The sequence below is a fragment of the Polyangium spumosum genome (genome assembly GCF_009649845.1).
GTDB classification, from domain to species: Bacteria; Myxococcota_A; Polyangia; order Polyangiales; family Polyangiaceae; genus Polyangium; species Polyangium spumosum.
In genome coordinates this window covers 176,169-201,882 of sequence record NZ_WJIE01000001.1, presented here as the reverse complement: position 1 = coordinate 201,882, position 25,714 = coordinate 176,169, and the positions used below count along the sequence as shown (strand labels likewise).

Below are 25,714 nucleotides of genomic sequence, written 5' to 3'. Positions count from 1 at the left end.
CGGATCTGGAGGTCGTTGCGACGCGGGGGAACCGTCCCGGATCCGGCTCTGGGAGCGTTGCGACGTGTGGGAATCGTCCCGGATCCGGATCTGGGAGCGTTGCGACGCGTGGGAACCGTCCGGGATCCGGATCTGGGGGTCGTTGCGACGTGTGGGAATCGCCCCGGAACCGGATCCGGGAGCGTTGCGACGCGTGGGAATCGCTCTGGAACCGGCTCTGGGAGCGTTGCGACGGAGGGGAACGTCGATTGTGCGGACTGGCCTACAGGCTCAGGCGGGGGGAAGGCCTTCGAGCCACGTGATCGCCTCGTTCCAGGAGAGGACACGCTTGGCTTCACGGAGCGCGCGCCACTCTTCGCCGTCGTCGTGCGTGACGATCCGCGCGGTGGGGTCGCTCTCCACGAGGAGGGAGACGAGCCAGTCCGTGGTCATGGGCATGTCGCCGGGAGGGACCTCGAAGCCCTTGCGGAGCTCACCGCCGAGCGATTTTTGCTTGGCGCCTTCCCACGCTTCAGCGGTCGGATACCGATCGTAGAGCGTGTCTGCCCAGGCCGCGGCGAGCGACTGAGCGAGTTCGAGCTTGGAGACCTCAATACCCAGCTGTTTCACGACGAGGTCGTCGAACACTTGCGACGAGAAGGCATCACCCTTCTCCACGCGCATCTGGCGCCGCCGCTCGAGATAGACCTGCGGGTGGATGACGACCGTAACCCCCTTCTCTCGCGCGAGCGGCTGGAGCTTCCGGAGCCTCGGCGCGCTCCGCGCGCAGTTCGTATCGAGCCATAGACGGAACATGGACTAGTCCTCTGCGTCGTCGCCAGGCAGGCCGAGGGCGTCGTCGATCTCCTCGGTCTTCCAGGCTTCCCAGCGTCCCCCAGGTGTGGATCGTGCGAACCAGAGGTAACCACCGGCTTGTAGCCCGAGGTTGTCGAGCATGACCTTCGGCAGCTTCGTGTACCCGTCGGGTGTCACCCACTGATCCTCGGCGCCGCTCTTACGAGCACGTTGTCGAAGCGCGTCGTGCGCGTCGGAGGGCTGCCGTACGACGGACGTCACGCCCTCGGGGGATCGGCTGAAGCGGATGACCTCGGGGCCATCGAAGATAGGGACGTGGCTCTCCAGGATGATTTGGTCGACGAGGCCGCTTCGCACTTGCTCGCGCAGCACGTCGCGAAGGAGCTCCTGGTAGTCCGGGTGCAGGCTGATCTCTGGCTCCTCGATCGCCACGATGGCCGCGCGCGACGTGAGCACGGCGGCGCAGAGGGCGACGACTTGCTGTTCGCCCGAGCTGAGCTCCGAGACGCGGAGGATCTGCTTGCCGCGGATCTCGAAGCGGAGATCGGCGCTGCCGTCGGGGAGGCGCAGGATGTTGACCTCGCGACCCGCGAGCGTCTTGAAGCGCGAGACGAGCTGCGTAAAGGCGCGCCAGCGCTCGGTGTCGAGGGGTTCGAGAGAGGTCGCGAGATCGAGGAGGCGTGTGGCTAGTTCGCGAGACAGAGGGCTATCGGGGGCGCTCGTCTTCTGGGGACCAAGCTGCTGATTGAGGCTGCTGTAAAAGCGCGACTCCCGGCGACGCGCATCCAGTCGAAGGAGTGGTTGGCTGCCGGCTCCCAGGGGTGACTCCAGTTTCGTGCGGAGCGGCGCGAGATATGGGTCTCGTAGAAGACCGACACTCAAGTTGCCGCCTAGGTGGGCGACGCCGTCCACGATGAGGTTGCAATCGCTACCCGCCTGGATGAGGTCCACCGCGAGCGTCTGATCATTCCCCTCGAAGTGAACTTCGATCCGCATGGGCTCGCGGATCCCGGGCGGCCAATCCCGATGGGAGAGGAACAAGATTGACGTCGCTTCCGCGCTGTCCCAGCCGAGCGTGAGCGTCTCAGACTTCAGGTTGGCACGCCTGCGAAGCCACAGGAGCGCCCCCCTGAAGAACAACTCCAGCGCCGCCAGCGCGTTCGACTTCCCGCTCCCGTTCCCCCCGTGGAACACCGCGACCTCGTCCGCGACGCCTTCCGACGACGCGAGCGGGATCTCGGTCGGGCCGTGGAACGTGCGGAAGTTCTGAACGACCAGCCGGGAGATGCGGAGCGACGGCGTGGCGCGGGAGGTCATGCGCGAAGATGAGCAACGGCCGGAAACCGGGTCAAGGTGGTAACCTCCTCCCGCCCCCCGCCCCGAAAATCGCCCGCCCCCCTCCTTGAAAGCCCAGCCTGGCTGGCTAGGTTCCCCCCACTCCCATGGACCTCTTCGACGGCATCCTCGGCGCTCTTCTCCTCGCTCTCGTGACTTTCCAGGCCTGGCTCACCGTCCGCGTCTGGAAGAGCCGCCTCTTCGAGCGCAAGCAGAAGATCCTCCAGTCGCAGCTCATCTGGCTCTTGCCCATCCTCGGCGCCGGGCTCGTCTTCACGATCCTCATCGAAGAGGAGCGCTCCAACAAGACGCCTCCCTCCCAGCTCTCCTAGTCCTTCGTCCTGAGCTGGAAAGCCCGGCGACCAGCCTCCTTTCCTCGCGATTTCCCCTCTCCGTCCCGATCCCCCGCGCCGCATGTTGAGTGCGGGCCACCTTCGGAGATAAGGTGGCGCCGATGTCCATCACGCCCGGTACACTCCGAGCCGAGATGGAGGCGCGTCGAGCCTCCGGACGGACCTTCGATCTGAAAGAGTCGCTCTCCGTCCTCGTGCCGCTCTGCACCGAGATCGGGGAGCTGCATCGCGAGGGCAAAGCCCTCTTCGTCCACCCCTCCGCCATCCTCTACACGGGCACCGCCGTCAGCCTGCTCGAGGACAAGGCCGAGGCGCTCCCCGAGCTCCCCGCCGATCGCGCTTGCATCGCGCCCGAGTGTCGCAAAGGCACGCCCGGCGACGCACGCGCGAGCGTCTTCAGCATCGGCGCCATCCTCTACGAGATGCTCACGAGCGGCAGCGTCGGTCCGGGCATGAAGCGGCCCACGGACGTCGTGCCCGACCTGCCCGCCTCGCTCGAGATGATCCTCGGCAAGGCCCTCGTCGCCGACGCCAAGCACCGCCCCGCCGACCTCGGCGCCCTCGCGCAGGCCCTCCACAACGTCGCCCCCGGCGCCTCCGTCGCGCCGCCGCCCACGGACGCGGGCCTCGACGACGGCGTCGAGATCGACGTCGCCATGTCCCTCATCCCGCCCGCCGCGGCCGGCGGAGGTGTCGCCATCCCCGCCGCGCCCAAGGCGCCGAACATCGGCGGCGCGCCCGTCTCGCAGGCGCGGCCCGCGGCGCCCGTGCACGATGGCCCCTTCCCCATCGCCGTCGTCCAGGCGCCCCAGGTCCGCAACGCCAACGATCCCACCCAGCGCCTCGCCGACCTCAAGGCCGCGCTCGAGTCCGATCCCCGCCCGCGTTACGTCGTCATCAAGGACGGCATGGATCACGGCCCGTTCAGCGCGGTCGAGGTCCTGCAGCAGATCGCCACGGGCAACTTCACCGGGGACAACCCCCTGCGCGACTCCATCCTCAACGAGGAGCGGTTCATCAAGGACTGGGAGCAGTTCGCCCCGTACGCCGAGCAGGCGAAGCTGAACCGCGACATCAAGCAGGAGAAGAAGAACCTCGAGGCCGTCGTCGTCGCCGAGCGCAAGGGCACGCAGTACAAGGCGCTCATCGGCCTCGCCGTCATCGGCGTCCTCGGCGCGGGCTTCGCCGGCTGGTTGCTCAGCAAGCGCGGCAGCAAGGACGACAGCAAAGAGGTCCAGGGCGACAGCGTCGTCGCGGTCGAGGTCGACGCCGGGCTCGGCAAGGGCAAGTCGGGCCCCGCAGGCGGCGGCGGCGTGGTCGGTGGCGGCGGCGGCAAGTACCCCACGCTCGGCGGCGGCATGAGCTGCGAGGGCGCGCAGGCCAGGTACGTCGAGGACTACAGCAAGGACGCGCCGCCCGATCTCACCGCCGGCGCGTACGGCAACGTGCTCAACCGTGGCACCTACCTCAACGCGTGCAGCGTGCCGCCGTCGGTCTCGGTCAACGTCTGCGCGGCCGTGCAGAATGGCCGCGCGGTCGGCGTGACCGTCACGACGAACCCCTCGAACCCGGGGCTCAACTCCTGCATCGCCGGCCAGGTGCGCGGCTTGTCCTTCCCGTCGCACCCGCGCCTCGACGTCTCCCGCACGTCGTTCGCGGCCCAGTGAAGGCGGCGCGGCTCGGGGCTCGTCACCACGTCCCATGACCGAGCCGCTCATCCAGATCGAGGACCTCACGAAGAGCTTTGGCGCGCGCACCGTGCTGCGTGGCGTGAACCTCTGCATCCCGCGTGGCTGCCTGTACGGCCTCATCGGGCCGGGCGCGTCGGGCAAGAGCGTGTTGCTCAAGCTCATCACCGGGCTCTATCGGCCCGACGCGGGGCGCATCCTCGTCGAGGGGCAGGACGTGCACAAGATGAGCGATCTCGAGCTGCAGCAGTTCCGCTTGCGGTTCGGCATGTTGTTCCAGAACAACGCGCTCTTCGACTACATGACCGTCGGCGAGAACATCGCCTTCCCGCTGCGCCGGCTCTTCAACTACGCCGAGGAAGAGATCGCCGAGCGGGTCTCCGAGCGTCTTCGTGTCGTGTCGCTGCCCGGCTTCGAGGACCGCTTGCCAGCAGGGCTCTCGGGCGGGCAGAAGAAGCGCGTCGGCGTGGCACGAGCGACGATCACGAAGGCGGAGATCGTGCTGTACGACGAGCCCGCGGCCGGCCTCGATCCCGTGACGTCGCAGCGCATCTTCGAGCTGCTCCGCGACGAGCAACGCGCCGCGGGGGCGACGGTGGTGATGGTGTCGAGCGACCTCGACCGGCTGCTCACCGTGACCGATCGTGTCGGCATGCTCTACCGCGGCCGGCTCGTCTTCGATGGCACCACGGAGGAGGCGAAGACGAGCGAAGATCCCTACGTCCGGCAGTTCGTCCACGGGCTGACGGAAGGCCCGCTGTAGCTCACACGAAGTGAAACCACTGCGTGGGGTTGTCCCGCAGGAACGCGCCGAGATCGTCCATCAGGCGCTGCGCGGCCGCGTCGAGGTCGCTCGCGCTCGGGCGGCGGGGCACGCGGATCGGCGGCAGGATCTTGGCTTCGTAGTGCATGAAGCCGACGCGACGCGTGAAGACCGGCAGGATCGGCGCCCCGCTCAGCGCCGCGAGCATCAGCGGGCCCTCGGGGACCTGGAACGGCGCGCCGCAGAGCGCGACCGAGCGCGCGCGCATCCCGGGGGGCACGCGGTCGATCTGCATCGCCACGATCTCGTCTTGCTTGAGGTGCCGGAGGAGCGGCAGCGCGTCGAAGGCCGTCTCGCCGATGTGCACGATCTTGACGCCCGAGCGCTCGCGCAGCTCGTCCTGCATCGCGCGGGCCTGCGCGTCGCGCTCGCGCGCCATCACCACGACCACGTTCTTCGCGCGGACCCTGCGCAGCGCCGGGCCGAAGACCTCCCAGCCGCCGAGGTGCGCCGTGGCCACGAGGATGCCCTTCCCTTCGGCCGCGCACGCCTCGTAGTTCGCGCCGCCGGTCGTGTTCGAGACGAGCCCGACCTCGCGGCCGCGGGGCGTGCCGAGCAGCATCGCCTCGGTCAGGCAGCTCCCGTAGTTCGCGAAGACGGCCCCGAGGTCCCGGAGCTCCACGAGCGCGGGGCGCGGGCCGAGGACGCGGCGGAGGTTGCGGCGGACGCTCTCGCGTTTGTCGCGCAGGGCGGCGCCGAAGGCGGGGCCGAAGACGAGCGGGCCGTACCGGAGCAGCGCCTCGGGGCCGTTCGTCACGGCCCGGACCATCAGCCGACGGAGGAACGCGGAGTCGGGGCGGAGCTCCTCCGCGATGTGCCGGATGTCGCTCTGCATGGGGAGCTCGCCCTCTGCACTAGCAGCTCGTCGTGAGATGTCAGGAAGAACGGAGCACGCGCGGCAGCGGGAGCGGACGCCGGGGGATGGAGGCGGAACGCGGAGCCGGGGTGAGCGCGGGGGCGGCGCATGTGTACAGGTGAAACCCGCACAGGTGTACAGCAAAAAGGTTTGCCCGATGGTTCGTCCGGGCGTTCCGTCACGCCCGGATACGGGTTTTTCCCCCCTGACGGGGCAAACCCGACATGAAAAGCGGGTTCATTTCGAGGGGGTTCTCACGGTAATGCTGGGGCGAGGGGGAAAACCATGAAGCTCTTGCTGGTCGATGATCAGAATGTCGTACGGGAATCGCTGGCCAAGGCCCTGCGGGACGAGCCCGATGTCACGCTCGTCGTGGAGGCGGAGAGCGCGCGCGAGGCGCTCTCGCAGAAGAACCGGCAGCCCTTCGACGTCGTCGTGATCGAGCTGTCGCTCGCGGACCGTTGCGGGACCGAGCTCATCCGGCAGCTCAAGTCGTTCGGCGAGACACGCGTGCTCGTTCTCTCGACCTTCCGCGACGAGTTCCGCGTGGGAGAGGCGATGCGCGCGGGCGCCGACGGGTATCTGTCGAAGCGATGCCGCATGAAGGAGCTCGTCGACGCGATACGCACGGTCGCGAAGGGCCGCACGGCGGTCTCACCCGACGTGAGCGCGGCCATGGTGCGCGCGCTCCAGCGCCGCGACGCCGCCCGCGGCGACGTGCTCGCGTCGCTCTCGGAGCGCGAGCGGCAGGTGCTGCGGCTGCTCGCGATGGGCAGCAGCGCGAAGGAGGTGGCCGCGCACCTCGCCATCAGCGTGAAGACGGTCGAGACGCACCGCGCGCGCCTGTGCGCGAAGGTCGCGACCCACAGCGTCGCCGACCTGACCCGGCTCGCCGTCCGCGCCGGGCTCATCGACATCTGAACACGCGTGAAGGAGAAGGCCCCCTCCCTCGCCGCCGCGCGGAGAGGGAGGGTGATCAGGCCTGACAGGCCCGCGCCGCCGGGGGGACCTCGTAATCGCGGTGCTCGAACGGATCCCCGAGCCGGCCATCCATCGCCGCGCGGGCGATGTTGTACATCTCCCGCGCCGTCACGTAATGCACCCGGAAGCCCTCCTGCCTCCCGAGGTACACGAGCGCCTCGTGGAACCTTCGCTGCGGGGCGCCGAGCAGGCTCTCCGCCTCGCGCTCGGGCGCGCCGTGCGTCGATAACTTCACGAACACCCACTCGGGCTTGCCCCGCACCGAGACGCCCTGATCGATCCAGCTCCGCAGGCGCCGCAAGCTGGCCGGATCCTTCGCCGTCAACGCGCCCGCGTCGATCCGCAGCGGCAGCCCCGGGCCCTTCCGGAGCGACAGCGCGAGCGGCCCCTGCATGCAGAGCACCCGCTCCATGCGCCCGTCGCCCACGCTCGCCGGCCGCCCCCGCTCGTGCGCCTTGCGGCGCTTCACGTCGCCGGATGGATAATAAATGCTGTTCACGATGCGCGGCTGCGTCCGGTCCGGCGCCGACGGGAACGTGAAATCGGCGTAACAGCCGAGCTCGTGCAAGAGGTCGAGCTCGTCGTCGACGCCGCAATGGGCGCCGTCGGCGCGCGCGTTCGCCAGGCACCAGTTGCCGTGGATGAACGCCCATCGATCCGCGCCCCGCACCCGCGGCACGAGGCCGTGACGGCCGAGCGAGGCGAGCGTCGCCTCGAACTTCTCGCGCAGCGTGCTCCGCGTGTCGCGATCGTGGTGCAGGTGCACCTCCACCTCGCCGAGGCCCATCGCGACGAGCTCGGCGATCGGCTCGACGAGCGCGGGATCGTACTGGTCCCCCGGATAAAAAAACGTGTGCCGCGGGGGCCTGCCGTTCGAATCGCGGAGCGACGCGGCGAGCGCGGGATAACCACGCCGCCACGCCTGCACCCGGGTGAGCCCGCGCGAGAGCGGCGCCGCGCCCGGGGCCTTCGGGTCGCCGCTCCAGAGCGGCTCGAAATGGTCGCAGATCGCCACGAGCACGTGCTTCGGCCGCGTCACCTCGCCGAAGACGAGCCGCTCGACGCCGCGCACGAGCCGCGCCTCGGCCCAGCTCCCCATCCACGGCGCGATCTTCTCGGCCCAGGGCGCGATCCCGCCCTTTTGCGTGGAGATCCCCTTCATGCGCCGATCCTCCCGGGCGGCTCCTTGCCGTCCTCGCGCACGTCGTTCAGCACGACCCCGAACATGCGCCGATCGCCGAGCTGTTTTGCGGCGCGCGAGAGCTCGCTGCCCTTCGTCATGCCCACGCGGGCGAGCAGCACGCAGACGTCGCTCACGTCCTCGAGCACGTTCGCGTCCCCCGAGCCGAGCACCGCGCAGCCGTCGATGACCACGTAATCGTAGCTCTCGCGCAGCGCGCGCACGGCCCCCTCGAACCACGTCGAATGCAGCGCCGTCGGGAACGCCGCCTCCGCCTCCGGCTCGGCGAGCACGTAGAGCGAGGCGCCGATCCGGAGCACGCTCCACGGCTCCCAGCGGCCGCTCATGTGGCGGCGGAGCTGCGCCGAGAAGCCCATCTCCTCGGGCACGCGCACGCCGAGCATCGAGGCGAGCCGCGGCCGCCCGAGGTTGCCCTCGACCAGCACGACCCGCGCCCGCTCCGCCTCGGCCAGGGTCATCGCGAGCCGCGCCGCGACCGCGCTCTTGCCCTCGCCGATCCCCGGGCTGAGCACGCTCACCACGAGCGGCCCCTCGCCCCGCTTCTGCTCGAGCCGATGTCGCAAGACGCGCAACGCGCCGAGCACCGCGGGGGGCGCGCCGCGCACGAGCGAGAGCGCGCCTTCGTTCTCGGGGTCGAAGGGCGTCCCGACGACCTCGACCTCGGGCGCGATCATGACCGCGCCCGCATTCGGGTTCCGCAGGGAGAGCGCGGCGGGCTCGCTCGGCGGCGGCTCGTCCGCGTCGCCCGCCGGCGCGACCTCGAGCTCCTCGGCCTCGGGCTCCTCGGGCGGCGGCGGCGCTTCGTTTTGCGCCTTCGCGAGGTAATCCGCGAGCGTCGCGCCGTACGGCAGCGTTTGCATGCGGATCCGCTTCGGCGGGAGCGGATCGTCCTCCAGCTCCGCGGCGGGCGGCGGCGGCGCGCCGAGCGGAATGACGCGGGGTTCGTCCGTGAGGTCCGCCGGGGCCTCCTCGAATCGAATCTCGATCGAGCCGCTCTCGGGCGGCCGGCTCTTCGGCCCGCCCTCGTCGCCCTTTTCGGGCGGCGGCTGGGAACGAGGACCCTGCGAATCTCGCGTGACGAGCGCAGCGCTCGTCTTCGGCTCCGGGATGTGCGGCACGGAGACGAGAAGCTGCGGCCCGCCGAGCGCCTCGACGTCGCCCTCGTCGAGGATCGTCTCGCAGAGCAGGACACGCGAGCCTGCATAGCCGAGCGCGAGGAACAACGCGACGAACGATCCGGCGAAGAACACGCGTCCACGACCGCGATCCGGCCTCACCGGCAGATAGGCCGGATCCGCCACGACGAGCGCCTCCTGGGCCTCCTGCTCGGCGGCCGTCGCCGTCATGTTCGCGCCGCGCTCCTTGTCCTGGACCTTGCGGAAATGGTCGCGCGCGCGCTCCAGGTCGAGCCGCAGTTTGTGCCACTCGGTCTCGAGCTCCACGATTTCGGGATCCGTCGGCGTATTCGTCGCTGCGTCCGCCGCCGGCGCGGGGGCCGGGGTCGTGACGGAGCCCGCCCGGCTTCGCGACGCGGTCGCCCTGCGCGCCGAGATTTGCGCCGTGATTTGCCGGCGCTCCTCTTCGAGGGCGGCCCGGCGGCCCGGGTCGATCCTTTCGGCATCGACGGGCGGCGGCCCGACGGCGCCCGTGCGCAAGACCTCCAGCGTCTTGTCGGCCGCGGCGAGCGCGCTCCGGGCCCGCGCCACCTTCGATTGCGCGGAGATCGCGTCCGGGTGCACGGCCGTGACCCTTTGCAGCTTGGTCGCGAGATCCGCCTCCGCCGCTTGCAGCGCCGCCGCCGCCGCGTCCCTTTGCTTCTGGGCGTCCGTCAGGTTGACCGGCGGCACCGGCGGCGCGCCCGGCCTGGCGGAATGGCCGGCGAGCTCCGCGTCGATCTGCCCGAGCCGGCGCAAGAGCCGGCCGAGCACCGGATCCGCGGGGGGTTTTTCCCGGCTCGCCTGCGGCGCGCGATTCGCCGGGTTCGGGCGCGGGGCCGCGGCCGCCGCGCTCGGCTGCGGCGCCGTCGGGGCGTACGGCGAGTCGTTGATGCCCCAGGTGAACTGCGGGTGTTTGGCGAGGAACCGCGCGAGGGCCCGGCTCGCGTCCTCGACCGCGCGATTGGCCTCGTCGAGCTCGCGCCGCAAGACGTCGTGGTTCAGCGCGGCCGTCGTGAGGTTGTCCTTGGTGTAGTCCTCGATCATCACCTCGGCGAGCCGCTTCGTGACGGCCTGCGCCGTGGCCGGATCGTGGTGCGAGAACGAGAGCGCGAACGTGTCCTGGGTGCGGGCGCGGAAGGAGACGTTTTTCTGCATCTCCGCGATGGCCTCGAGGATCGATTTCTCCGCGAGCTCCGGATACAGGTTGAACTCCTCGATGATCGAGGAGAGGTTGTTCCGCGCGAGCACGATCTCCTTCAATCGTGGCCCGAGCCGCGCCGCGCGTTGCGCCGGGCTCTCGCCCTCGCGGCCGGCGCGCACGACCTCGCGGTAGACGACCGTCGTCTCGCTCCGGTAGATGCGTTTCGTGGAAAGCGCGAGCAAGAGCGAAGCGAGGACGAGCGTCGCGGCGATGGCGACCGTGCTCCGCGCATACCTGCGCGTTCGTTTCATGAGGACGACGATCCGCGCGAGTCGCTCGCGCGGTGTGCTCTCGGTGCTCAGGCGGACCATCTGCTCCCTCCGCGCTCGGGCGCGAGGAGCCGTCCGGCAATGACCATGCTCGGTCCCCCATCGGCGCAATGGTTTGTCGTCAACATACGATTCAGCCAACCACGTGCAGCACGATCCACACGATCGGGAAGAGCAAGAGACAGAGCCCGCAGACGGTCAGGGCCTCGCGCAGGTCGATGCGCACCGAGAAGCGCGCGTCCTCTGCGCGCGCGGCCTGGTAAAGCGCCGCGGAGGCGCCGAGCTGCATGTAAAGGAACTCCTTGTACGACCACGACAGGAAAAAGATGCCGACGTACGCCCCCACGAGCGAGATGGCGAGCGCAGGCGCGAGGCGACGGAGCTCGGCGTCCACGTCGTACGACCCGAACCAGAGCTTCAGCGGGATCTTGAGGGCGCCGTAGAGCACGAGCGAGAAGAGGCAAGCCCCGATGATCCCCGTCTCCGCCGCGGCGAGGAGGTAGCTGTTGTGCGCCGTGAGCCCGAGGGTGGATTCGTCGGCGAACTGGCCGACCCCGAAGCCGATCCCCTTGGATCGCTTGATCATCATGAGCGCCTCGGCCACGAGATCGAGCCGCTCGTCCGCGGACGCCTCGGCCTCCGCCCCGCTCCGCCCGCCGAGCAAGAGCAGGGGCGGAAACGCGAGGCAGCCGATGACGACGCCGAACACGCCCGCGCGCCGGATGAACGCGAGCCCCATCACGACGAGGAAGACGAGGACGCCCATACGCGACTGCGAGAGGATGATCATCACCGCGAACGCAAAGGCGACGAGGAGCGCCGGGACGACGCGGAACATCGATTCAATTTTGGAGAGCAAGGTATCGGTGAGCAGGAGCGGGAGCCGTAAAGACGCGGCGGTCGGCTGCTGCTTCGGATCACGCTGCGCGCGCCTTCGTTCGGCGAACGCGAGCGCGAACGGCAAGGCCATCACGGCGGCGAGCGAGAGCTCGTTCGGATCGGCGAGCGTGCCGCGATACCGCACGCGACCCCCGATCGTGGCCGTGCCGAACGGCCCGACGCGCTCACAACGGTAATTGACGTCCGGGAGCCCGTCCCTCCGGCAATCGAGGACGGTCTCGCAGCCCCGGCCGTCATGCTGCAATTCCCCTTTGCCCTCCCAGTCGTTCTTGTCGGCGATCATGCAGCCCCAGGGGCCGCGCGATTGGACGATCGCCACCGTCGTCGCGAAGATCATGCAGAGGAGCAGCGTCCAGCAGAACCTCCGGAGCGCCTTCGTGTTGCCCAGGCCGAGCGAGATCACGCCGAAGATGCAGAACACGATGGCGAGGTCGAGCCCCTCCGTCTGCAGGCGCGCGGGCCTGCGCACGAGCGTGACGAGCGCCCCCCACAGGAAAAAAGCGAGGACGAAGCTCAGGTGCGGCGGGAGATCGACCCGGGCGCGGCCGCGCAGGACGTCCGCGACGAATGCCACGGTGAAGAGGCCGAACACGAGGTAAAGGAGCGGCAGCCCCGAGAGGGCCGGGACGAACTCCTGGGGCTTCAAGACGACGAGCGCGCAGAGCACGCACACGATGAACGAGGTCATGTCCCCCGACGGCGCGCGTTCGAGAGGGCTCTCCGCCGCGCGCGCGGCCTCTTTCGTAGCAGGGGATGGAGGTCCGGGCATTCGGGATCACCGTTTGCCATGGGTGACCTTGCTCGTCGGAGGAATGCCATGGATGTGCACCAAAAGAAGAGAATCGCCCGGGGCGCTCCGGGACGGCTCGCGCGCGGATGCCTGGTCGTCCTGGGGCTTTCGTTCTCGGCGAGCTGCGGCGGAGCGCGGCCGAGCTACGATTACACGACGGAGCTGCGCGTCATGCGGACGTACACCGTCGGCGCCGGGGACGTGCTCGAGGTGCGCGTCTGGCACAACGATCAGCTCAGCCGCAGGGTCACCGTGCGTCCCGACGGATTCGTGACCTTGCCGCTCGTCGGGGACGTCGCCTGCGGCGGAAAAACCGTCGAGCAGATCGCCAAGGAGATCACCACGAAGGGACAGCAGTTCTACACGGAGCCGCTCGTCGTCTCGGTCGAGGTCGCGGAGCTCCACAGCTATCGCATTTACGTGCTCGGCGAGGTGACGCGGCCGGGCGAATTCACGCCGTCGGGGCAAGTGACGGTGCTGCAGGCGATCGCGCTCGCCGGCGGATTCACGCGGTTCGCCGCGTCGAACGAGATCGTCATCGTGCGCAAGGATCAGCACGGGGAGCGGCGGATCCCGTTCGCCTTCTCGGCCGTGGTGAAGGGCGGCGATCTGCGCGAGAATTTGCCGCTCCTGACGAATGACACGGTGGTCGTCCCGTAGGGCACCTGGTCAGCCCAGCGTGCACCCTCCGCGTTCCAGTGTAGGTGCACCGTTCCGACGAAGGCAGCCAACGCAACGTCGTTGCATTTAAATCGTAGTGGGATTCACCCATTACAGATATTTTTCGGCTGCGACACAGATCGGCGTTGACACCAATCGAGAAATTAACGAAGGTCCGCATTCTCCGGACTTCCGGATCCGTCCGCTCCGACCTTCTTTTTTTCGTCGAGGTGTCAGCCCATGCGTAATCGTCGCCTTGTCACGCTCGCTCCCCTGACGCTCCTCCTCGCCGCCTGCGCCGTGGACGGCCAGGACGTCGAGAATCAGGCCGCTCCGCAGGATGAAAATGACCGCGTCTTCGTCGGCCATGACGCGCAAGCGGAGAAGGTCGCCGCGGACCTCGCGATCCAGAAGATCGCGGCCGAGCGGCCCGAGGTCGTGCGCGGGGCCGGGGACCTGGCCGTCCGGCGCGTGCGTATCAACGATCAGGGCGACGCGGTGAGCCGCTTCACGCAGTCGATCGAAGGCGTCCCGGTCTTCGGCGGCGAGGCGGTCGTGCGCCTCGACAAGCGCGGCCGGCTCCAGAACGTGCGCGACTACCTGCACCGGAACCTCAAGGTCGAGACGAAGCCGACCCTCGCCGCGGTCGACGCGCGCACGGTCGCCTTCGGCGCGGTCGACGGCGTGGTCTCGCGCGAGATCGGCACGGATCTGCAGATCGTGCCCCGCCCGATGCTCGGCGCGGCGCTCACGTACCGCGTGCAGCTCGAGGGGACGCTGAACGACGGCACGCCCACGATGCCCGTGGTCTTCGTCGACGCGCAGACGGGCGAGATCGTCGACCAGTACGACAACCTGCAGACGGCCCGCAACCGGCAGACGTACACGGCGAACACCGGCACGTCGCTGCCCGGCACGCTCGTGCGTTCGGAGAGCCAGGCTGCGGTCTCCGACGCCATCGTCAACATGGCGCACGACAACGCAGGTCGCACGTACGACTACTACTTCAACAACTTCGGCCGCGACAGCTACACGGGCTCGGGCACGGCGATCAGGTCGACCGTCCACTACAGCAAGAACTACGTCAACGCGTTCTGGAACGGCAGCCAGATGGTGTACGGCGACGGCGACGGCGTGAATTCGTCGGCGCTCACGGTGCTCGACGTCGTGGCCCACGAGCTCACGCACGCGGTCACGTCGTACGAGTCGAACCTGACCTACAGCTACGAGTCCGGCGCGCTGAACGAGGCGATGAGCGACATCTTCGGCGCGGCGATCGAGGCGGCACGCGACGGCTCGGTCTCGGCGAACACGTGGAAGATCGGCGAGGAGTGCTGGACGCCGGGCACGTCGGGCGACGCGCTCCGCTACATGAACGACCCGAAGCTGGCGGGCGACTACGACTACTACCCCGAGCGTTACCAGGGCTCGCAGGACAACGGCGGCGTGCACTGGAACTCGGGCATCGCGAACCTCGCGTTCTACCTCGCGGTCATGGGCGGCACGCACCCGCGCGGCGAGACGTCGAACCAGGTCCCCGCGCTCAGCTCGAACGCGATGACCAGCATCCAGATGGGCGCGGCGATCTTCTACGACGCGAACACGAACTGCCTCGGCGCGAGCTCGAACTTCGCGGCGGCCCGCACCTGCACCGTCGACGCGGCGAACGAGCTCTACGGCGCGGACGCGGCGACGTCGATCAGCGAGGCGTGGGCGGCCGTCGGCGTGGGCAGCAGCGGCGGCGGCGGCGGCGGCGGTGGCGGCTCCGAGTGGACCTCGCTCGGCGAAGTGACCGGCATCTCGCTCGGCGCGAAGAAGTGGAGCACGACGTGGACCGTCAGCAAGTCGTCCGCGGCCTCGAAGGTCCGGATCCTGATCACGGGCGGCACGGGCGACGCGGATCTCTACGTGCGGTACGGCAGCGCGCCGACCGCGTCGGCCTACTCCTGCCGGCCGTACCTCACGGGCAACGAAGAGGTCTGCGAGTTCAACCCGGCGCAGAGCGGCACGTACTACATCAAGATCTACGGCTACAAGTCTTCGTCCGGCGTCACGCTCCGGGCCGAAGAGCAGTGATCTGAGGAGCTCGTAGGCGACACGCGCCGCTCGTCCGGTCGAACCCGGCGCGGCGCGTGTCGCTTTTCAGGCGCCGAAGACCTTCTTCACCTCCGCGACGGGCTCCGAGAGCCAGCGCGCGCCCATCTCGTCGTTGCACGAGAGCGTCCGCGAGAGCATCCGATCCACGTAGAGCACGCCGCGCAGGTGATCCACCTCGTGCTGCAGGATCCGCGCGGGCCATCCCTTCGCCTCCCAGCGCAGCGGCTCCCCTCTCTCGTCGAGCCCCGTCACCTCGACGGAGACGTCTCGCTCGACGAGCGCCATGTACCCCGCGACGGACAAACACCCTTCGAAGTAGGTCGCTTTTTCCTCGCCGATCGTGCGCAGCTCGGGGTTGAAGATCACGGTCAGGGGGAACGGCGCGCGGCCGCGCTCTTCGCGTTGCTCTTGCGTGAGGCGCGCCATGCGGGAGGGGTCGTCCTCGAGCACGATCACCTGCAAGCTCACGCCGATCTGCGGGGCGGCGAGGCCCACGCCGGGCGCCTGGCGCATCACCTCGACCATCTTTTTCACGAGCGCGCGGGTCTCCCGGCTCGTGATCTGATCCCTCGTGACGGGCGCGGCGGCGGCGCGGAGGACGGGGCTACCGGCTTGTACGATCCTGGGCTTCGACATCGGGGCGCTGGATCGTGCCCTCACCCGCGCTCTCGGCGCAAGGAACCGGCCGCGCCGAGCAAACGGGCCGCCCCGCGGACGAGGTTCTTCGTCGCGCGGCTCCTCCACGTCGCCTCGGGCAAACATGGCGCCGGCGCGGTGAAGGCGAACGCGTCGAGCCACGCCTCCATCGGCGGGCGCCCGAGCACGCCGCCGAGGTCGAAGAGCGTGAGAGCTTCGACGCCCGCCGCGCGCGCGATGGCCACGTCGTCGGCGAGCTCGCGCGGCGAGCGGTACGTCGCCTCGTCGCCGAGCGCCCCCTTCCCCACGGCCCCGAGCGAGACGCCCGCCCGCGCGCCGAAGCGCGCCGCCGTGAAGAGGCACGAGGACGCGAGCAGCGGCCGCACATCGTCGCGACGCAAGAGACCTCGCGAATACCCTTCGATCAGCGAGGTGTAGACCATCACGCTCGCGTGATCCCAGCCGATGGATCCGACGGGCGTGCCGAGCCACCGCTCGAACCCGGCGGCTTCGTCGTCGAAGAGCACGAGCGGGATCACCGCGGCGGAGACGCGGATCGGCGTGGGGACACGGGAGCGCAGATCCCGCACGAGGGCCCGGAGGCTCGCCCCGCCGTCCGCGGGGTGAGGCGCGCGCGGGGCCGACCGATCGAGGGCCAGCATGCCGCGGAGCCGGTTGATCGGCGGCTCCAGATCGATCGCGATTTCCTCGGGCAGCGCCCCTTCCCGGTCGAGTTCGTCCACGAGCGCGCGCACGTATGCGGAGAACCTCTCCGCGTTGTCGACGCTCGCCCAGCGGCCTGCCGTGTCCGCGAGCATCGGCCAGACCGCAAACGAGAGCCCCCTGTCCTTCGCGGATCGGGCGAGCCGCACGAGATCGGCGCGTGGGCCCGGCAGCGCCGCCACGACGAGCCCGATCCTCCGCTCGGCGAGCGCCGCGAGCACGGAGGGCGCCGCGATGTCCGCGTGCGCCACCATCTCGCACCAGATACGAAGGCCTCGCACGGCGGTCACGCCCTCCGGATCCTCGACCCTCGCCGTCGGGATCGATACACTCCGCCATCATGAAGATCCTCTACGGGGTGGTCGGCGAGGGCATGGGGCACGCGATGCGGTCGCGCGTGGTGCTCGAGCACCTGGTCGGCCAGGGGCACGAGATCGAGATCATGGCCTCCGGGCGGGCCGCCGAGTTTCTGACGAAGCGCTTCGAGGGCGTGAATAAAATTCACGGCTTGCACATGATCTACGAGGAGAACCGGGTTCGTCGGGGCAAGACGTTTTTCTCGAACGTCACCCAGGGCGCGGCGGGGCTGCCGAAGAACATCGCGGCCTACTTCGAGCTCATCCGCGCGTTCCGTCCCGAGGTCGTGATCAGCGATTTCGAGTCGTGGACGTACCTGTTCGCCAAGACGCATGGATTGCCCATCCTGTCCATCGACAACATGCAGATCATCAACCGGTGCACGCACGGGCCCGACATCATCCGCGGGGACGAGGCGGACTTTACCGTGACGCGCCTGTTCATCAAGGGAAAGCTCCCGTTCTGCGACCATTACCTCGTCACGAGTTTCTTCCGCCCGCCGATCCGCAAGCCCCGCACGACCCTCTACCCGCCCATCCTGCGCCCCGAGATCCTCCGCGCGGACCGGCGCGAGGGGGATCACCTGCTCGTCTACCAGACCGCCGAGGGCAATGACGCGCTCGCCGATACGCTCCAGAAGACCGGGCTCGAGTGCCGCATGTACGGCATGCGCCGCGGCATCACGGAGGAGCAGGTCGAGGGCAACCTCCGGTACAGGCCCTTCAGCGAGGAGGGGTTCATCGACGATCTCGCCTCGGCCCGCGCCGTCATCGCGGGCGGCGGCTTCACGCTCATGGGCGAGGCGGTGTATCTCCGCAAACCCATGCTCGCCGTGCCCATTCGCCATCAGTTCGAGCAGGTCCTGAACGCGCGGTACCTCGAGAAGGAAGGGTATGGCCGCGCGGCGCAGTCGCTCGCCGATCCGGCCACGATCCTCGACTTCGTGAAGGTCGTCCCCGAATGCGCGGAGAGGCTCGCGCGGTACTCCCAGGATGGAAACCAGGAATTGTTCAATGGCATCGACGAGCTGCTCGATCGCGCCGCCGCGGGCGTCCTCTCCTGATCAGAAGAAATAACGAAGGGCGATCCTCCCGCCGAGGGTACGCACGGGCGGGCCGGGGATCGTGGTGGATCCGGCGATCCGCCGCTCCTGCGTGTGCCCGTACGTCCCGACGAACCCGAGCGTGAGCGCCTCGCGCCCCGTGTAATACACGCCTGCCGCGACGCGCTCGGCCGTGTAGGCGACGGGCGCGCCGCCGACGAGCTCCGCGCTCGGGCGATCGAGCCCCCTGTTCTCGCCGCGCTCGAGCCCGGCTTCGAGCATTGCCCCGAGAGGCGCGAACGGCGCGAGGTCGAGCGAGGCCGCGAGGGCCCCCGAATATGCGATCGGCGAGGTGCGTGACTCGAGGCCCGGGCCGCCGCGTAGCCTCGTATCGAGCGCCTCGGCGCCGAACGAGGCCTGGATACCGACGTGCCGGCCGAACGACTTGGCGGCGCTCGCCGAGGCGTGAATGCCGAACGTGCGCTCGTCGACGCGCATCGCGCCCGCCCCGTCGAAGCCGTCGAACGCGCAGCCGAGATCCCCGGTGAGCAGGCAACGGATCCGGGGCGGATCCCGCATCGCCGCGTCCGCCTCGCGCAGGATCCCGTCCACGAGCCCGGAGGGCCGCGCGCGCACCCCTTCGGCCATCACCAAGCCCGCGCGCAGGCCGATCGAGACGCCGAGATCGTCGCTCCGCAGCAGCTCGAAAGCGACGTGCGGGCGGACGTCGTAGCCGGTACGGGCCCCGTAATGATAACTCGACGAGGCATTCGCGCCGAGGCCCATCTGGAATGCGCCACGCGCCCCGATCTCCACCCCGGGCGCCGGTGAGATGCCAATGGCGAGCCGCTCCTCGAAGAGGAAGATCTCCTGGCCGCCCCGGGCGGGCAGCGGCAGGCGCATCGGCCCCGCGGGCGGCGCGCCCGCGCCGTCCCGGACGCGGAGGCCGAGCGTGGTGTCGATTCCCATGTGGGTGGTCGTGAAGGGGCCGTCGAGCAGGACGGGCGGCTGGAACGTGTGGCCTTCGAGGGTGCGCGCCGCGGGCGCGCCGCCGTGCCCCTCGTCCTCGCCCTCGCTCTCGCTCTCGCTCTCGTACGCGCGCGCGGGAGAGGCGGCGAGGATCGCGGCGAGGGCCGCGGCGCAGCCGATCACTTGATACGGCAGGCCTTGACGCTGGTGCCCGTCACGCCGTTGCAGCTCTCGCTGCTGCCACAATCCGCGTCCTGCGTGCAGATTTTGAGGCACTCGGGCGTCTCCGAGGTATCGCTCGGCTTTCCGCAGATCGCCTCCTCGACGCATTCGTCCGCCGATCCCTCCGTCTCGCATGGCTCGCCCACCTCTCCGCCGGAACATGCGAGCAGAACCGTGGTGAAGGAAGCGAGGGCGAGCGCGACGAGGCTATTTTTCAACATGAATGTCTCCTTCGTCAGGGGCGACAGATTATCATCACAGCCCCGGCGGATGCTCTCTCGTTTCGTGACGGGGCGCGGCGAACGGGCGCGCGGGAGGGTCGGGAGAAACGGACGCGCCAGCAGCACGGACGGACCGGCCCTTGCGCCAATGGATTGTCGCGCGCGGGCCGCCGGTCGGTCGCGGCCGAATTCACTCCGACGCACCGCAGCGTCCGGGCGCACGAACTCCAGGGATCGGGCAAATCCCTACTCTATCCGTGGTTGTTAAATTTCGCACAATCTATGGAGCGAAGGAGCGGGAGCGCAGGAAAGATTCAGGGATCCCCCGAGGAAATCTTTCCCAACCTGCGCGCGTTAAGCTACCCTCCCCGCATTGGAGATCGTCCGACTCTGCCCATTCAGCGTCGCCACCGTCGTGTGGGAAGAGAGCCCCGGCGGCTATCGCCTCACGATCGGGGTGAAGGCAACGTTCACCCTGGTTCACGGCGAGACGGCGATGCTGGCGGCCAGGCAGGACACGGCCCACGGCGATATCTCCTGGGATCACAACCCGCAAGCGGCGCTCTTCGCGCCGAGTGACTTCGTCCCGTACAAGCCGAAGATCGACGTCGCGTTCTCGGGCCGCGCGTTCGCCCCCGGCGGCGTGCCGACCGAGATCCTCGTGCCGCGGCTCCGCGTGGGTCATTTCGAGAAGTCGCTGCGCGTCTGCGGGCCGCGCGTGTGGATGCCCGGCCATACGGGCAGCCTGCGTCCGAGCGCGCCGGAGCGCTTCTCCGCCATCCCGCTCCGCTACGAGCTCGCCGCGATGCAAGGCGAGAACATGAGCGGCATCCCCTCGGGCGCGGGGAGCGCGGGCTGGCCCTTGCCGCGGATCGAGGTCGAAGGATCGTGCCTCCCGAACGCGACGCCCGGCTTCGGCCCGCTGCCGATCCGCTGGCGCGCCGAGCACCGCGGCGCCCCGGACGAGGCCGTCATGTTCGCGCGCCGCATCCGCTCCGAGCACGCGGCCGCCCCCGAGTCGCTCCCCTTCTCGCTCTTCAACTGCGCCCCGATCGAGCAGCAGATCGACGAGCTCGAGCCCGCGCCCCCCATCATCCTCGAGCACCTGACCCGCAGGGCCCCGCGCTTCGAGTCGCGCCTGCCGAACATCCGACCGCGCGTGTTTTACGCGCACCGGAGCTCGGCGCGCCCCTTCGAGGTGGACCTGCGGCTCGACACGATCTGGATCGACGGCGTGCGCCTCGTGGCCGTGGTGTCCTGGCGCGGATCGACGCCGATCACCGAGCCCGACGAGCACGCCCTCGGCCGGATCGTCGTGGCCTCCGAGAGCCCCGAGATGACCGTGAGCCTCGAGGACGTGGAGTCACCCCCGGTCGCGCCCGAGGACTCGAGCCCGCGGCCGATCCTGCCGCGCCCCTTCGAGGGCGAGATCGCCGAGGACGAGGGGTACACGCTGCTGCCGACGACGCCCGTGCAACACTCGCCGGAGGAAACGCCGGCTCCGCTGCCCGTCGAGCCGCTCGCCCTCGCCGCGCACGCGGGCGCCGTCCCGGCGCGGCCCCGCGACAGCTCCGTGCCGATCCCACCCTCGGGCGAGCGCCTCATCGAGGATCGCGCGTCGTCGAGGTTCGTCGTGGACGCGGCCTTCCCCGGGCCGAGCCAGCTCGTCGAGCGCGCGGCGCACGCGCAGGTCGAGGACGAGAGGCCGGCGCACGCGGCGTCCGGGTGGGCGACCGACGATTGGCCGGGAGACTCGGCCGCAGTGGCGATCCCGCCGCCCCCGGCGCCGGCGAGCGCGTCCCACGACACGCTCGTGCCGGGCCCGCCGATCGAGGAAGACGATCCGGCCGACCAAGCGCCCGCGACCGCGCGCACGGGCACGACGAGCCCGCCGCCGGCGGACACGTTCGGCGTCTCCGTATCCTCATCGATGGAGCGCGAGTCGGTCCCGCCGCCGCCCACGCTGGTGCCGAGCACGCGCAAGACGGGGGCGACGCTCGCGCCGCCTGCCACGTTGCCCGGATCGGCGCTCAGCAGCGGTCGTCTGCTCGACGTCCCGCCCACGACCCAGCGCGCGCCAGGGCCCGTGCCGTGGTCCGAGCCGAAGGGGTTCGCGTCCGCGTCCGCGACTCCGGTGACCGCAGCGCCCGTCTCGCCGGTGGAGAGCGCGGCGTTTTTCGCGACGTCCTCGTCCTCGTCGGTGTCCAAAGCTTCGGTCGTCGCGGTCGAGACCCCGCGCCAGGCGGGCGAGCGTCGTCGGTCCTCGACGTCGGCCATGGCGACGCCGCTGCTGATGGCCGCGGACCTGCCCCTCGAGCTCTGCGCAGCCGTGGCCGCTCGCATCGATCGTTGCCCCGAGGAGCGCGCGCGGATCCTCTCGGAGATGGGTTTGTCCGAGCAGCGCTGGGTGACGACTGAGCGGACGTGGGTGAGCGCGATCCGCGGCGAGACCGAGCAGGGCCGTTGTGAGCTCCGGCTCGCCTACGATCGGGCCTACGTGGGTCAGCTCGAGATCGAGCGGGGCGCGCTGGAGATCGCCGACTATGCGCGGCTGATGTTCGCGGTGGAGCACAGCGACGGCGACCAGGTGCTCGTGGAGCTCGGCCTCGCGCGCGCCTGCCTGGTGCGGATCGAGCGCGTCTGGCAGGAGCGCATGGAGGCCGATCCGGCCTTCCGCGCGCGCGTGCGGGAGGCGCTGGCGACGGCGCGCCGAGCGTACGCGCGGGTGCATCCGGACGGCCGCGCGACGTACGCCGAGGCCGCCACGCCCTCGCGGCCACGGTCGAGTGATCGATGACGCGGGCGACGTGACGACACGCGTCACGTGAACATTGACGCCTCTCCCGCCGGCCCAACGTGAGCGGTGGGAGGCGAAGATGAACGCACCGACTGCGATCCTCGCCGCCGCGAACGTCTTCGCGGCGCAGGTGATGGAGGAGGCTCGGGATCCCACGACCCGATCTCCGTGGTTCTGGGTGGTCTTGCTGGTGCTCGCCGTGCTCGCGCTCGCCTGGTACTTGCGGGCGGGGACGATCGGGCGGAGGCCCTAGCGGTAGTAACTCGGGCGACGGCCGGCCCAGGGCGGATCGTCGGGCTCGATGCGGACGAGCACGACCGTGATGTTGTCGCGTCCGCCGTTCGCGTTGGCGGCCTCGATGAGGCGCGCGCATGCCTCGGTGAGGATCACGTTGTCACGCACGATGCCGGCGATCTCCTCGTCGGTGACGAGGCCGTGCAGGCCGTCGGAGCAGAGGACGAAGACGTCGTGAGGTTCGACGCGCTCGGCGCGCAGATCGACGTCGACCGTGGGGCTGATGCCGAGCGCGCGCGTGATGACGTTCTTCGGCAGGTACTTGAGATCGAGCTCGGTGAGATCGGGGCGCTCGAGCAGCGCGTCCGAGATGAGCGAGTGGTCACGCGTGAGCTGCTTGATCTCGTCGCCGCGTAGCCGGTAGCAGCGGCTGTCGCCCGCGTGCGCGACGAAGAACGTGCGATCGTCCGGCGCGTACGCGCCCGCGACGACCGTGGTGCCCATGCCGCGGTGCAGGCGCGAGTCGTCGGCGCGCGCGTAGATCTTCGCGTTCGCCTCGAGCACCGCGGCGCGCAGGCGTTGCCCGACGGTGATGTCGGGCTTGCCTTCGTTGCGGAAGTACTTGGCGATGGAACTCGCGGCCATGCGGCTCGCCACCTCGCCCGACTGATGTCCACCCATGCCGTCCGCGACGACGAACACGTTGAACTCGGGCAAAAGGATGAAGCGATCCTCGTTGTGGTGCCGCTGTCTGCCCACGTCGGATAGGCCTGCCGCGACGGCTCGCATTCGCCGGCTATTGTACGAACATTTCCTGGCCGACGAACAGGGCCTAAGTCCAAGCTTCCCCATGCTGGAGCTCGTCGTCGACAACCCCTACACCCTCGACGTGGCCGTGAGGCGCCCCCTCGCGGAATCCGGGGAGGTGGACCGGGCCCTCGGCGCCGCCCGCGCGGCGGCGCGGGCCTTCGCGGCGGCGGCCGTGAAGGACCGCGTGGCCCTCTGCCTCGCGGCTGTTTCCCGGATGGAGGAGCGGGCCGAGGCCATCGCGGCCGACATCACGGCCATGATGGGCAAGCCCCTCCGGCAGGCGCGTGGCGAGGTCGGCGGGATGGCCAAGCGCGCCCGGTACATGGCGAGCATCGCCGAGGCGGCGCTCGTGGACACGGCCCTGCCACCCCAGGAGGGCTTCGAGCGGCGGATCACGCGGGCCCCGCTGGGGGTCGTGTTCAACCTGCCTGCCTGGAATTATCCGCTGCTGACGGCGGTGAACGTGGTGATCCCGGCGGTCCTCGCGGGGAACGCGGTGATCCTGAAGCACTCGCCCCGGTCGCCGCTCTGCGGGGAGCACTTCGCCGACGCGCTGCGTGACGCGGGGGCGCCGGCCGGGCTCGTCCAGGCGCTGCACTGCGATCACGAGATGGCGGGGAAGATCATGGTCGATCCGCGGGTGGATCACGTGGCCTTCACGGGCTCGGTCGCGGGCGGGCACAAGGTCTACGCGCAGACGGCGGCGGCGCGCTTCATCGACGTGGGGCTCGAGCTCGGCGGCAAGGACGCGGCGTACGTGGCGGCCGACGCCGATCTGGAGAAGGCGATCGAGAACATCGTCGACGGCGCCTGTTACAACGCGGGCCAGAGCTGCTGCGCGGTCGAGCGCGCCTACGTGCACCGCAGCCTGTACGAGAAGTTCGTCGAGGGCTGCGTGGCGCTCATGAAGGCGTACCGGATGGGGGATCCGACGGCGGCCGAGACGAACATGGGCCCGATCGCGCAGCCCCACCACCCAGCGTTCATCCAGGGTCAGATCGACCGCGCGGTCCTCGCAGGCGCGCGCGTCGTCCTGGGAGGCAAACGAACACAGGTGGACGGGCGCGGCCGGTTCTTCGAGCCCACCGTGCTCGTGGACGTCGATCAACGCATGGACGTGATGCGAACCGAGACCTTCGGCCCGGTGCTGCCGATCCTGCCCGTCGACTCGGACGAGCAAGCCGTGGCGCTGGCGAACGACAGCGATCTCGGCCTGACGGCGAGCATCTGGACGCGCGACCGGGAGCGAGCCGAGCGACTCGCGAGGCAGCTCGATGTTGGTACTGTCTACATGAACCAGTGCGACACGCTCGATCCGGCGCTGCCGTGGACCGGCGTCAAGGACAGCGGCAAGGGTTCGACCCTGTCCGCGCTCGGCTTCTTGCACCTCACGCGGCCGAGAGCGCTGAATTTCAAGCTCTGATCGCTGCCGCGAAGCCCGGCGTCACGCCTCGAACTGGTACGTCGCGCGTTCGGCGCCTTCGACCTTCACGACCACGCGGCTCGGCTCGAGGTGCACGACGGCGTGCGCGGCGGCGGGGCGGCCGGGGGCGTCGTCGTCGAGGTTCTCGATGAGGCTCTGCAGCGTGACGAACGGGATGCCGTCGATGACGTCGAGGTGGTTCCAGTGCAGGTGCCCGTTGAAGACGACGCGCACGCGGCCGCTCTCGCGCAGGATCGTGCGGAGCGCGCGGCGCTCCTCGACGAGGCAGATGTGCGGCGAGCCCTCGAACCAGCGGTTGCCGCGGAGGTCTTGATCGGCCGCGCTGTGGTGCATGAGGACCACGGTCGGGGCGCTCGCGCGGGCGAGGTCCTCGCGTAACCAGCGGAGCTGCTCGTCGCCGACGGTGACGTCGTGGTCCTTGCGCTCGCGCGTGTGGAGCACGACGAAGTGGAACCCTCCACGATCGAACGAGTGGTAGAGCCGATCGAGGTCCGGCCGCTGCCAGACGGAGAGGAGCTCGGCGGGCGCGAGGTGCGCGGTGTCGTGGTTGCCTGCGACGTTCACGAGCTCGGCGCGCGCGCCGCGGAGGAGTTTTACGCAAGCGTCGTAGCGGGCGAGATCGGCGTCGTGGCTCTCGTCTTCGATGTCGTCGCCGAGGTTCACGACGAGGTCCGGGTGGACGACATCGTTCATGCGCGCGACGAAGGCCTTGGCGAGGCCGGGAGCGCTCCGGGTGAGCTTGCGCAGCTTGCCCGCGAAGCCTGCCTCGGGGCCGAAGTGCAGATCCGTGATCAGGCCGAGCGTGAGCATGCGTCTTACTTTTTGTCGTGCTTCGAGCCGCCGAGGCACGGCGGGGACTGGAAGCCCGCGGCGCCTTCGGCCTCGTACTGCGCCGGCGTGAGCGCGCGGATCGTCAGCGCGTGCAGGCCCGAGCGCATCTCGTCCGCGAGCGCGGTGTGCACCTTGCGGTGCCGATCGAGGGTGCCGAGGCCCTCGAAGGCGGAGCTGACGACGAGCACCTTGAAGTGGGTCTGGGACCCTGGGGGCACGTTGTGGTTCTTGCTCTCGTTCTCGACGGTGAGGACCACGGGGGCGAGAGCGGCGGAGAGCTTCTGCTCGATTCTCTCTTGGCGCGACACGCGGCGAGCTTAGC

The 25,714-nt window shown here is 69.7% G+C and carries 23 protein-coding genes; 10 read left to right on the top strand and 13 right to left on the bottom strand.

All coding sequences use genetic code 11. The features are described 5' to 3' along the window. Nucleotides 1-270 precede the first annotated feature (270 nt). Both GF068_RS00900 and GF068_RS00895 read right to left on the bottom strand, forming a co-directional pair. Nucleotides 271-795 carry a hypothetical protein gene (locus GF068_RS00900; protein WP_153817399.1) on the bottom strand — a complete coding sequence of 175 codons (525 nt, stop codon included), beginning with the start codon at nt 793-795 and terminating at the stop codon, nt 271-273. Between the two features lie 3 nt (nt 796-798). Beyond that, nucleotides 799-2,112 (bottom strand): AAA family ATPase, encoded by a 1,314-nt coding sequence (locus GF068_RS00895; RefSeq protein WP_153817398.1) that lies wholly within the window; start codon nt 2,110-2,112, stop codon nt 799-801. Nucleotides 2,113-2,237: 125 nt separating this feature from the next. Between GF068_RS00895 and GF068_RS00890 the strand changes: the two genes are divergently transcribed. The 3 genes from GF068_RS00890 to GF068_RS00880 all read left to right on the top strand — a co-directional run bounded on the left by GF068_RS00890 (nt 2,238) and on the right by GF068_RS00880 (nt 4,934). Continuing rightward, a complete protein-coding gene (locus tag GF068_RS00890; protein WP_153817397.1) occupies nt 2,238-2,462 on the top strand; it encodes a hypothetical protein in 225 nt (74 codons plus the stop codon). A gap of 122 nt (nt 2,463-2,584) precedes the next feature. After that, on the top strand, nt 2,585-4,150 hold the full coding sequence (locus GF068_RS00885; RefSeq protein WP_153817396.1) for a serine/threonine-protein kinase: 1,566 nt from the start codon (nt 2,585-2,587) through the stop codon (nt 4,148-4,150). A gap of 34 nt (nt 4,151-4,184) precedes the next feature. Then, nucleotides 4,185-4,934: an ABC transporter ATP-binding protein gene (locus GF068_RS00880; RefSeq protein WP_153817395.1), complete on the top strand. Its 750-nt coding sequence runs from the start codon at nt 4,185-4,187 to the stop codon at nt 4,932-4,934. 1 nt (nt 4,935) lies between these two features. On the opposite strand, the gene GF068_RS00875 is transcribed toward GF068_RS00880, so the two are convergent. Continuing rightward, entirely contained in the window at nt 4,936-5,829 is an 894-nt protein-coding gene (locus GF068_RS00875; protein WP_170319238.1) for a lysophospholipid acyltransferase family protein, read from the bottom strand. A gap of 306 nt (nt 5,830-6,135) precedes the next feature. Between GF068_RS00875 and GF068_RS00870 the strand changes: the two genes are divergently transcribed. Further along, complete coding sequence (locus tag GF068_RS00870) at nt 6,136-6,771, top strand: response regulator (protein WP_153817394.1); 636 nt, start codon at nt 6,136-6,138, stop codon at nt 6,769-6,771. 55 nt (nt 6,772-6,826) lie between these two features. Here GF068_RS00870 and GF068_RS00865 read toward each other — a convergent pair whose 3' ends face one another. From GF068_RS00865 to GF068_RS00855, 3 genes are all read right to left on the bottom strand, one after another. Beyond that, nucleotides 6,827-7,993, bottom strand: coding sequence for a hypothetical protein (locus GF068_RS00865; protein WP_153817393.1), 1,167 nt, complete (start codon nt 7,991-7,993; stop codon nt 6,827-6,829). Beyond that, nucleotides 7,990-10,701, bottom strand: a complete 2,712-nt coding sequence (locus tag GF068_RS00860) for a hypothetical protein (protein ID WP_153817392.1) — start codon at nt 10,699-10,701, stop codon at nt 7,990-7,992. Before GF068_RS00860 ends, GF068_RS00865 begins: the two co-directional genes overlap by 4 nt. A gap of 91 nt (nt 10,702-10,792) precedes the next feature. Further along, nucleotides 10,793-12,247 carry an O-antigen ligase family protein gene (locus GF068_RS00855; protein WP_153817391.1) on the bottom strand — a complete coding sequence of 485 codons (1,455 nt, stop codon included), beginning with the start codon at nt 12,245-12,247 and terminating at the stop codon, nt 10,793-10,795. A gap of 129 nt (nt 12,248-12,376) precedes the next feature. Here GF068_RS00855 and GF068_RS00850 point away from each other — a divergent pair, with 129 nt between their 5' ends. Continuing rightward, nucleotides 12,377-13,009: a polysaccharide biosynthesis/export family protein gene (locus tag GF068_RS00850; protein WP_153817390.1), complete on the top strand. Its 633-nt coding sequence runs from the start codon at nt 12,377-12,379 to the stop codon at nt 13,007-13,009. A 240-nt stretch (nt 13,010-13,249) separates the two neighbouring features. Then, complete coding sequence (locus GF068_RS00845; RefSeq protein ID WP_153817389.1) at nt 13,250-15,085, top strand: M4 family metallopeptidase; 1,836 nt, start codon at nt 13,250-13,252, stop codon at nt 15,083-15,085. Nucleotides 15,086-15,151: 66 nt separating this feature from the next. Here GF068_RS00845 and def read toward each other — a convergent pair whose 3' ends face one another. Both def and GF068_RS00835 read right to left on the bottom strand, forming a co-directional pair. Then, nucleotides 15,152-15,742 (bottom strand): peptide deformylase, encoded by a 591-nt coding sequence (def, locus tag GF068_RS00840; protein ID WP_153817388.1) that lies wholly within the window; start codon nt 15,740-15,742, stop codon nt 15,152-15,154. 20 nt (nt 15,743-15,762) lie between these two features. Further along, nucleotides 15,763-16,755: a hypothetical protein gene (locus GF068_RS00835; RefSeq protein WP_153817387.1), complete on the bottom strand. Its 993-nt coding sequence runs from the start codon at nt 16,753-16,755 to the stop codon at nt 15,763-15,765. Between the two features lie 50 nt (nt 16,756-16,805). On the opposite strand from GF068_RS00835, the gene GF068_RS00830 reads away from it, so the two are divergent. Beyond that, a complete protein-coding gene (locus tag GF068_RS00830; RefSeq protein WP_153817386.1) occupies nt 16,806-17,885 on the top strand; it encodes an MJ1255/VC2487 family glycosyltransferase in 1,080 nt (359 codons plus the stop codon). Here GF068_RS00830 and GF068_RS00825 read toward each other — a convergent pair whose 3' ends face one another. Both GF068_RS00825 and GF068_RS00820 read right to left on the bottom strand, forming a co-directional pair. Then, complete coding sequence (locus GF068_RS00825; RefSeq protein WP_153817385.1) at nt 17,886-19,016, bottom strand: hypothetical protein; 1,131 nt, start codon at nt 19,014-19,016, stop codon at nt 17,886-17,888. Beyond that, nucleotides 19,013-19,276, bottom strand: a complete 264-nt coding sequence (locus tag GF068_RS00820) for a hypothetical protein (protein WP_153817384.1) — start codon at nt 19,274-19,276, stop codon at nt 19,013-19,015. The genes GF068_RS00825 and GF068_RS00820 overlap by 4 nt, the downstream gene beginning before the upstream one ends. A gap of 373 nt (nt 19,277-19,649) precedes the next feature. Here GF068_RS00820 and GF068_RS00815 point away from each other — a divergent pair, with 373 nt between their 5' ends. Next, nucleotides 19,650-22,073, top strand: coding sequence for a DUF2169 family type VI secretion system accessory protein (locus tag GF068_RS00815; protein ID WP_153817383.1), 2,424 nt, complete (start codon nt 19,650-19,652; stop codon nt 22,071-22,073). Between the two features lie 79 nt (nt 22,074-22,152). Beyond that, nucleotides 22,153-22,326, top strand: a complete 174-nt coding sequence (locus tag GF068_RS00810) for a hypothetical protein (protein ID WP_153817382.1) — start codon at nt 22,153-22,155, stop codon at nt 22,324-22,326. Here GF068_RS00810 and GF068_RS00805 read toward each other — a convergent pair. Next, on the bottom strand, nt 22,323-23,066 hold the full coding sequence (locus tag GF068_RS00805) for a Stp1/IreP family PP2C-type Ser/Thr phosphatase (RefSeq protein WP_338046145.1): 744 nt from the start codon (nt 23,064-23,066) through the stop codon (nt 22,323-22,325). The genes GF068_RS00810 and GF068_RS00805 overlap by 4 nt on opposite strands. 91 nt (nt 23,067-23,157) lie before the next feature. Between GF068_RS00805 and GF068_RS00800 the strand changes: the two genes are divergently transcribed. Continuing rightward, a complete protein-coding gene (locus tag GF068_RS00800) occupies nt 23,158-24,540 on the top strand; it encodes an aldehyde dehydrogenase family protein (protein WP_153817380.1) in 1,383 nt (460 codons plus the stop codon). Nucleotides 24,541-24,561: 21 nt separating this feature from the next. On the opposite strand, the gene GF068_RS00795 is transcribed toward GF068_RS00800, so the two are convergent. Beyond that, nucleotides 24,562-25,371: a metallophosphoesterase family protein gene (locus GF068_RS00795; RefSeq protein ID WP_153817379.1), complete on the bottom strand. Its 810-nt coding sequence runs from the start codon at nt 25,369-25,371 to the stop codon at nt 24,562-24,564. Between the two features lie 5 nt (nt 25,372-25,376). Continuing rightward, a complete protein-coding gene (locus tag GF068_RS00790; RefSeq protein WP_338046144.1) occupies nt 25,377-25,700 on the bottom strand; it encodes a BolA family protein in 324 nt (107 codons plus the stop codon). Between the last annotated feature and the right edge of the window lie 14 nt (nt 25,701-25,714).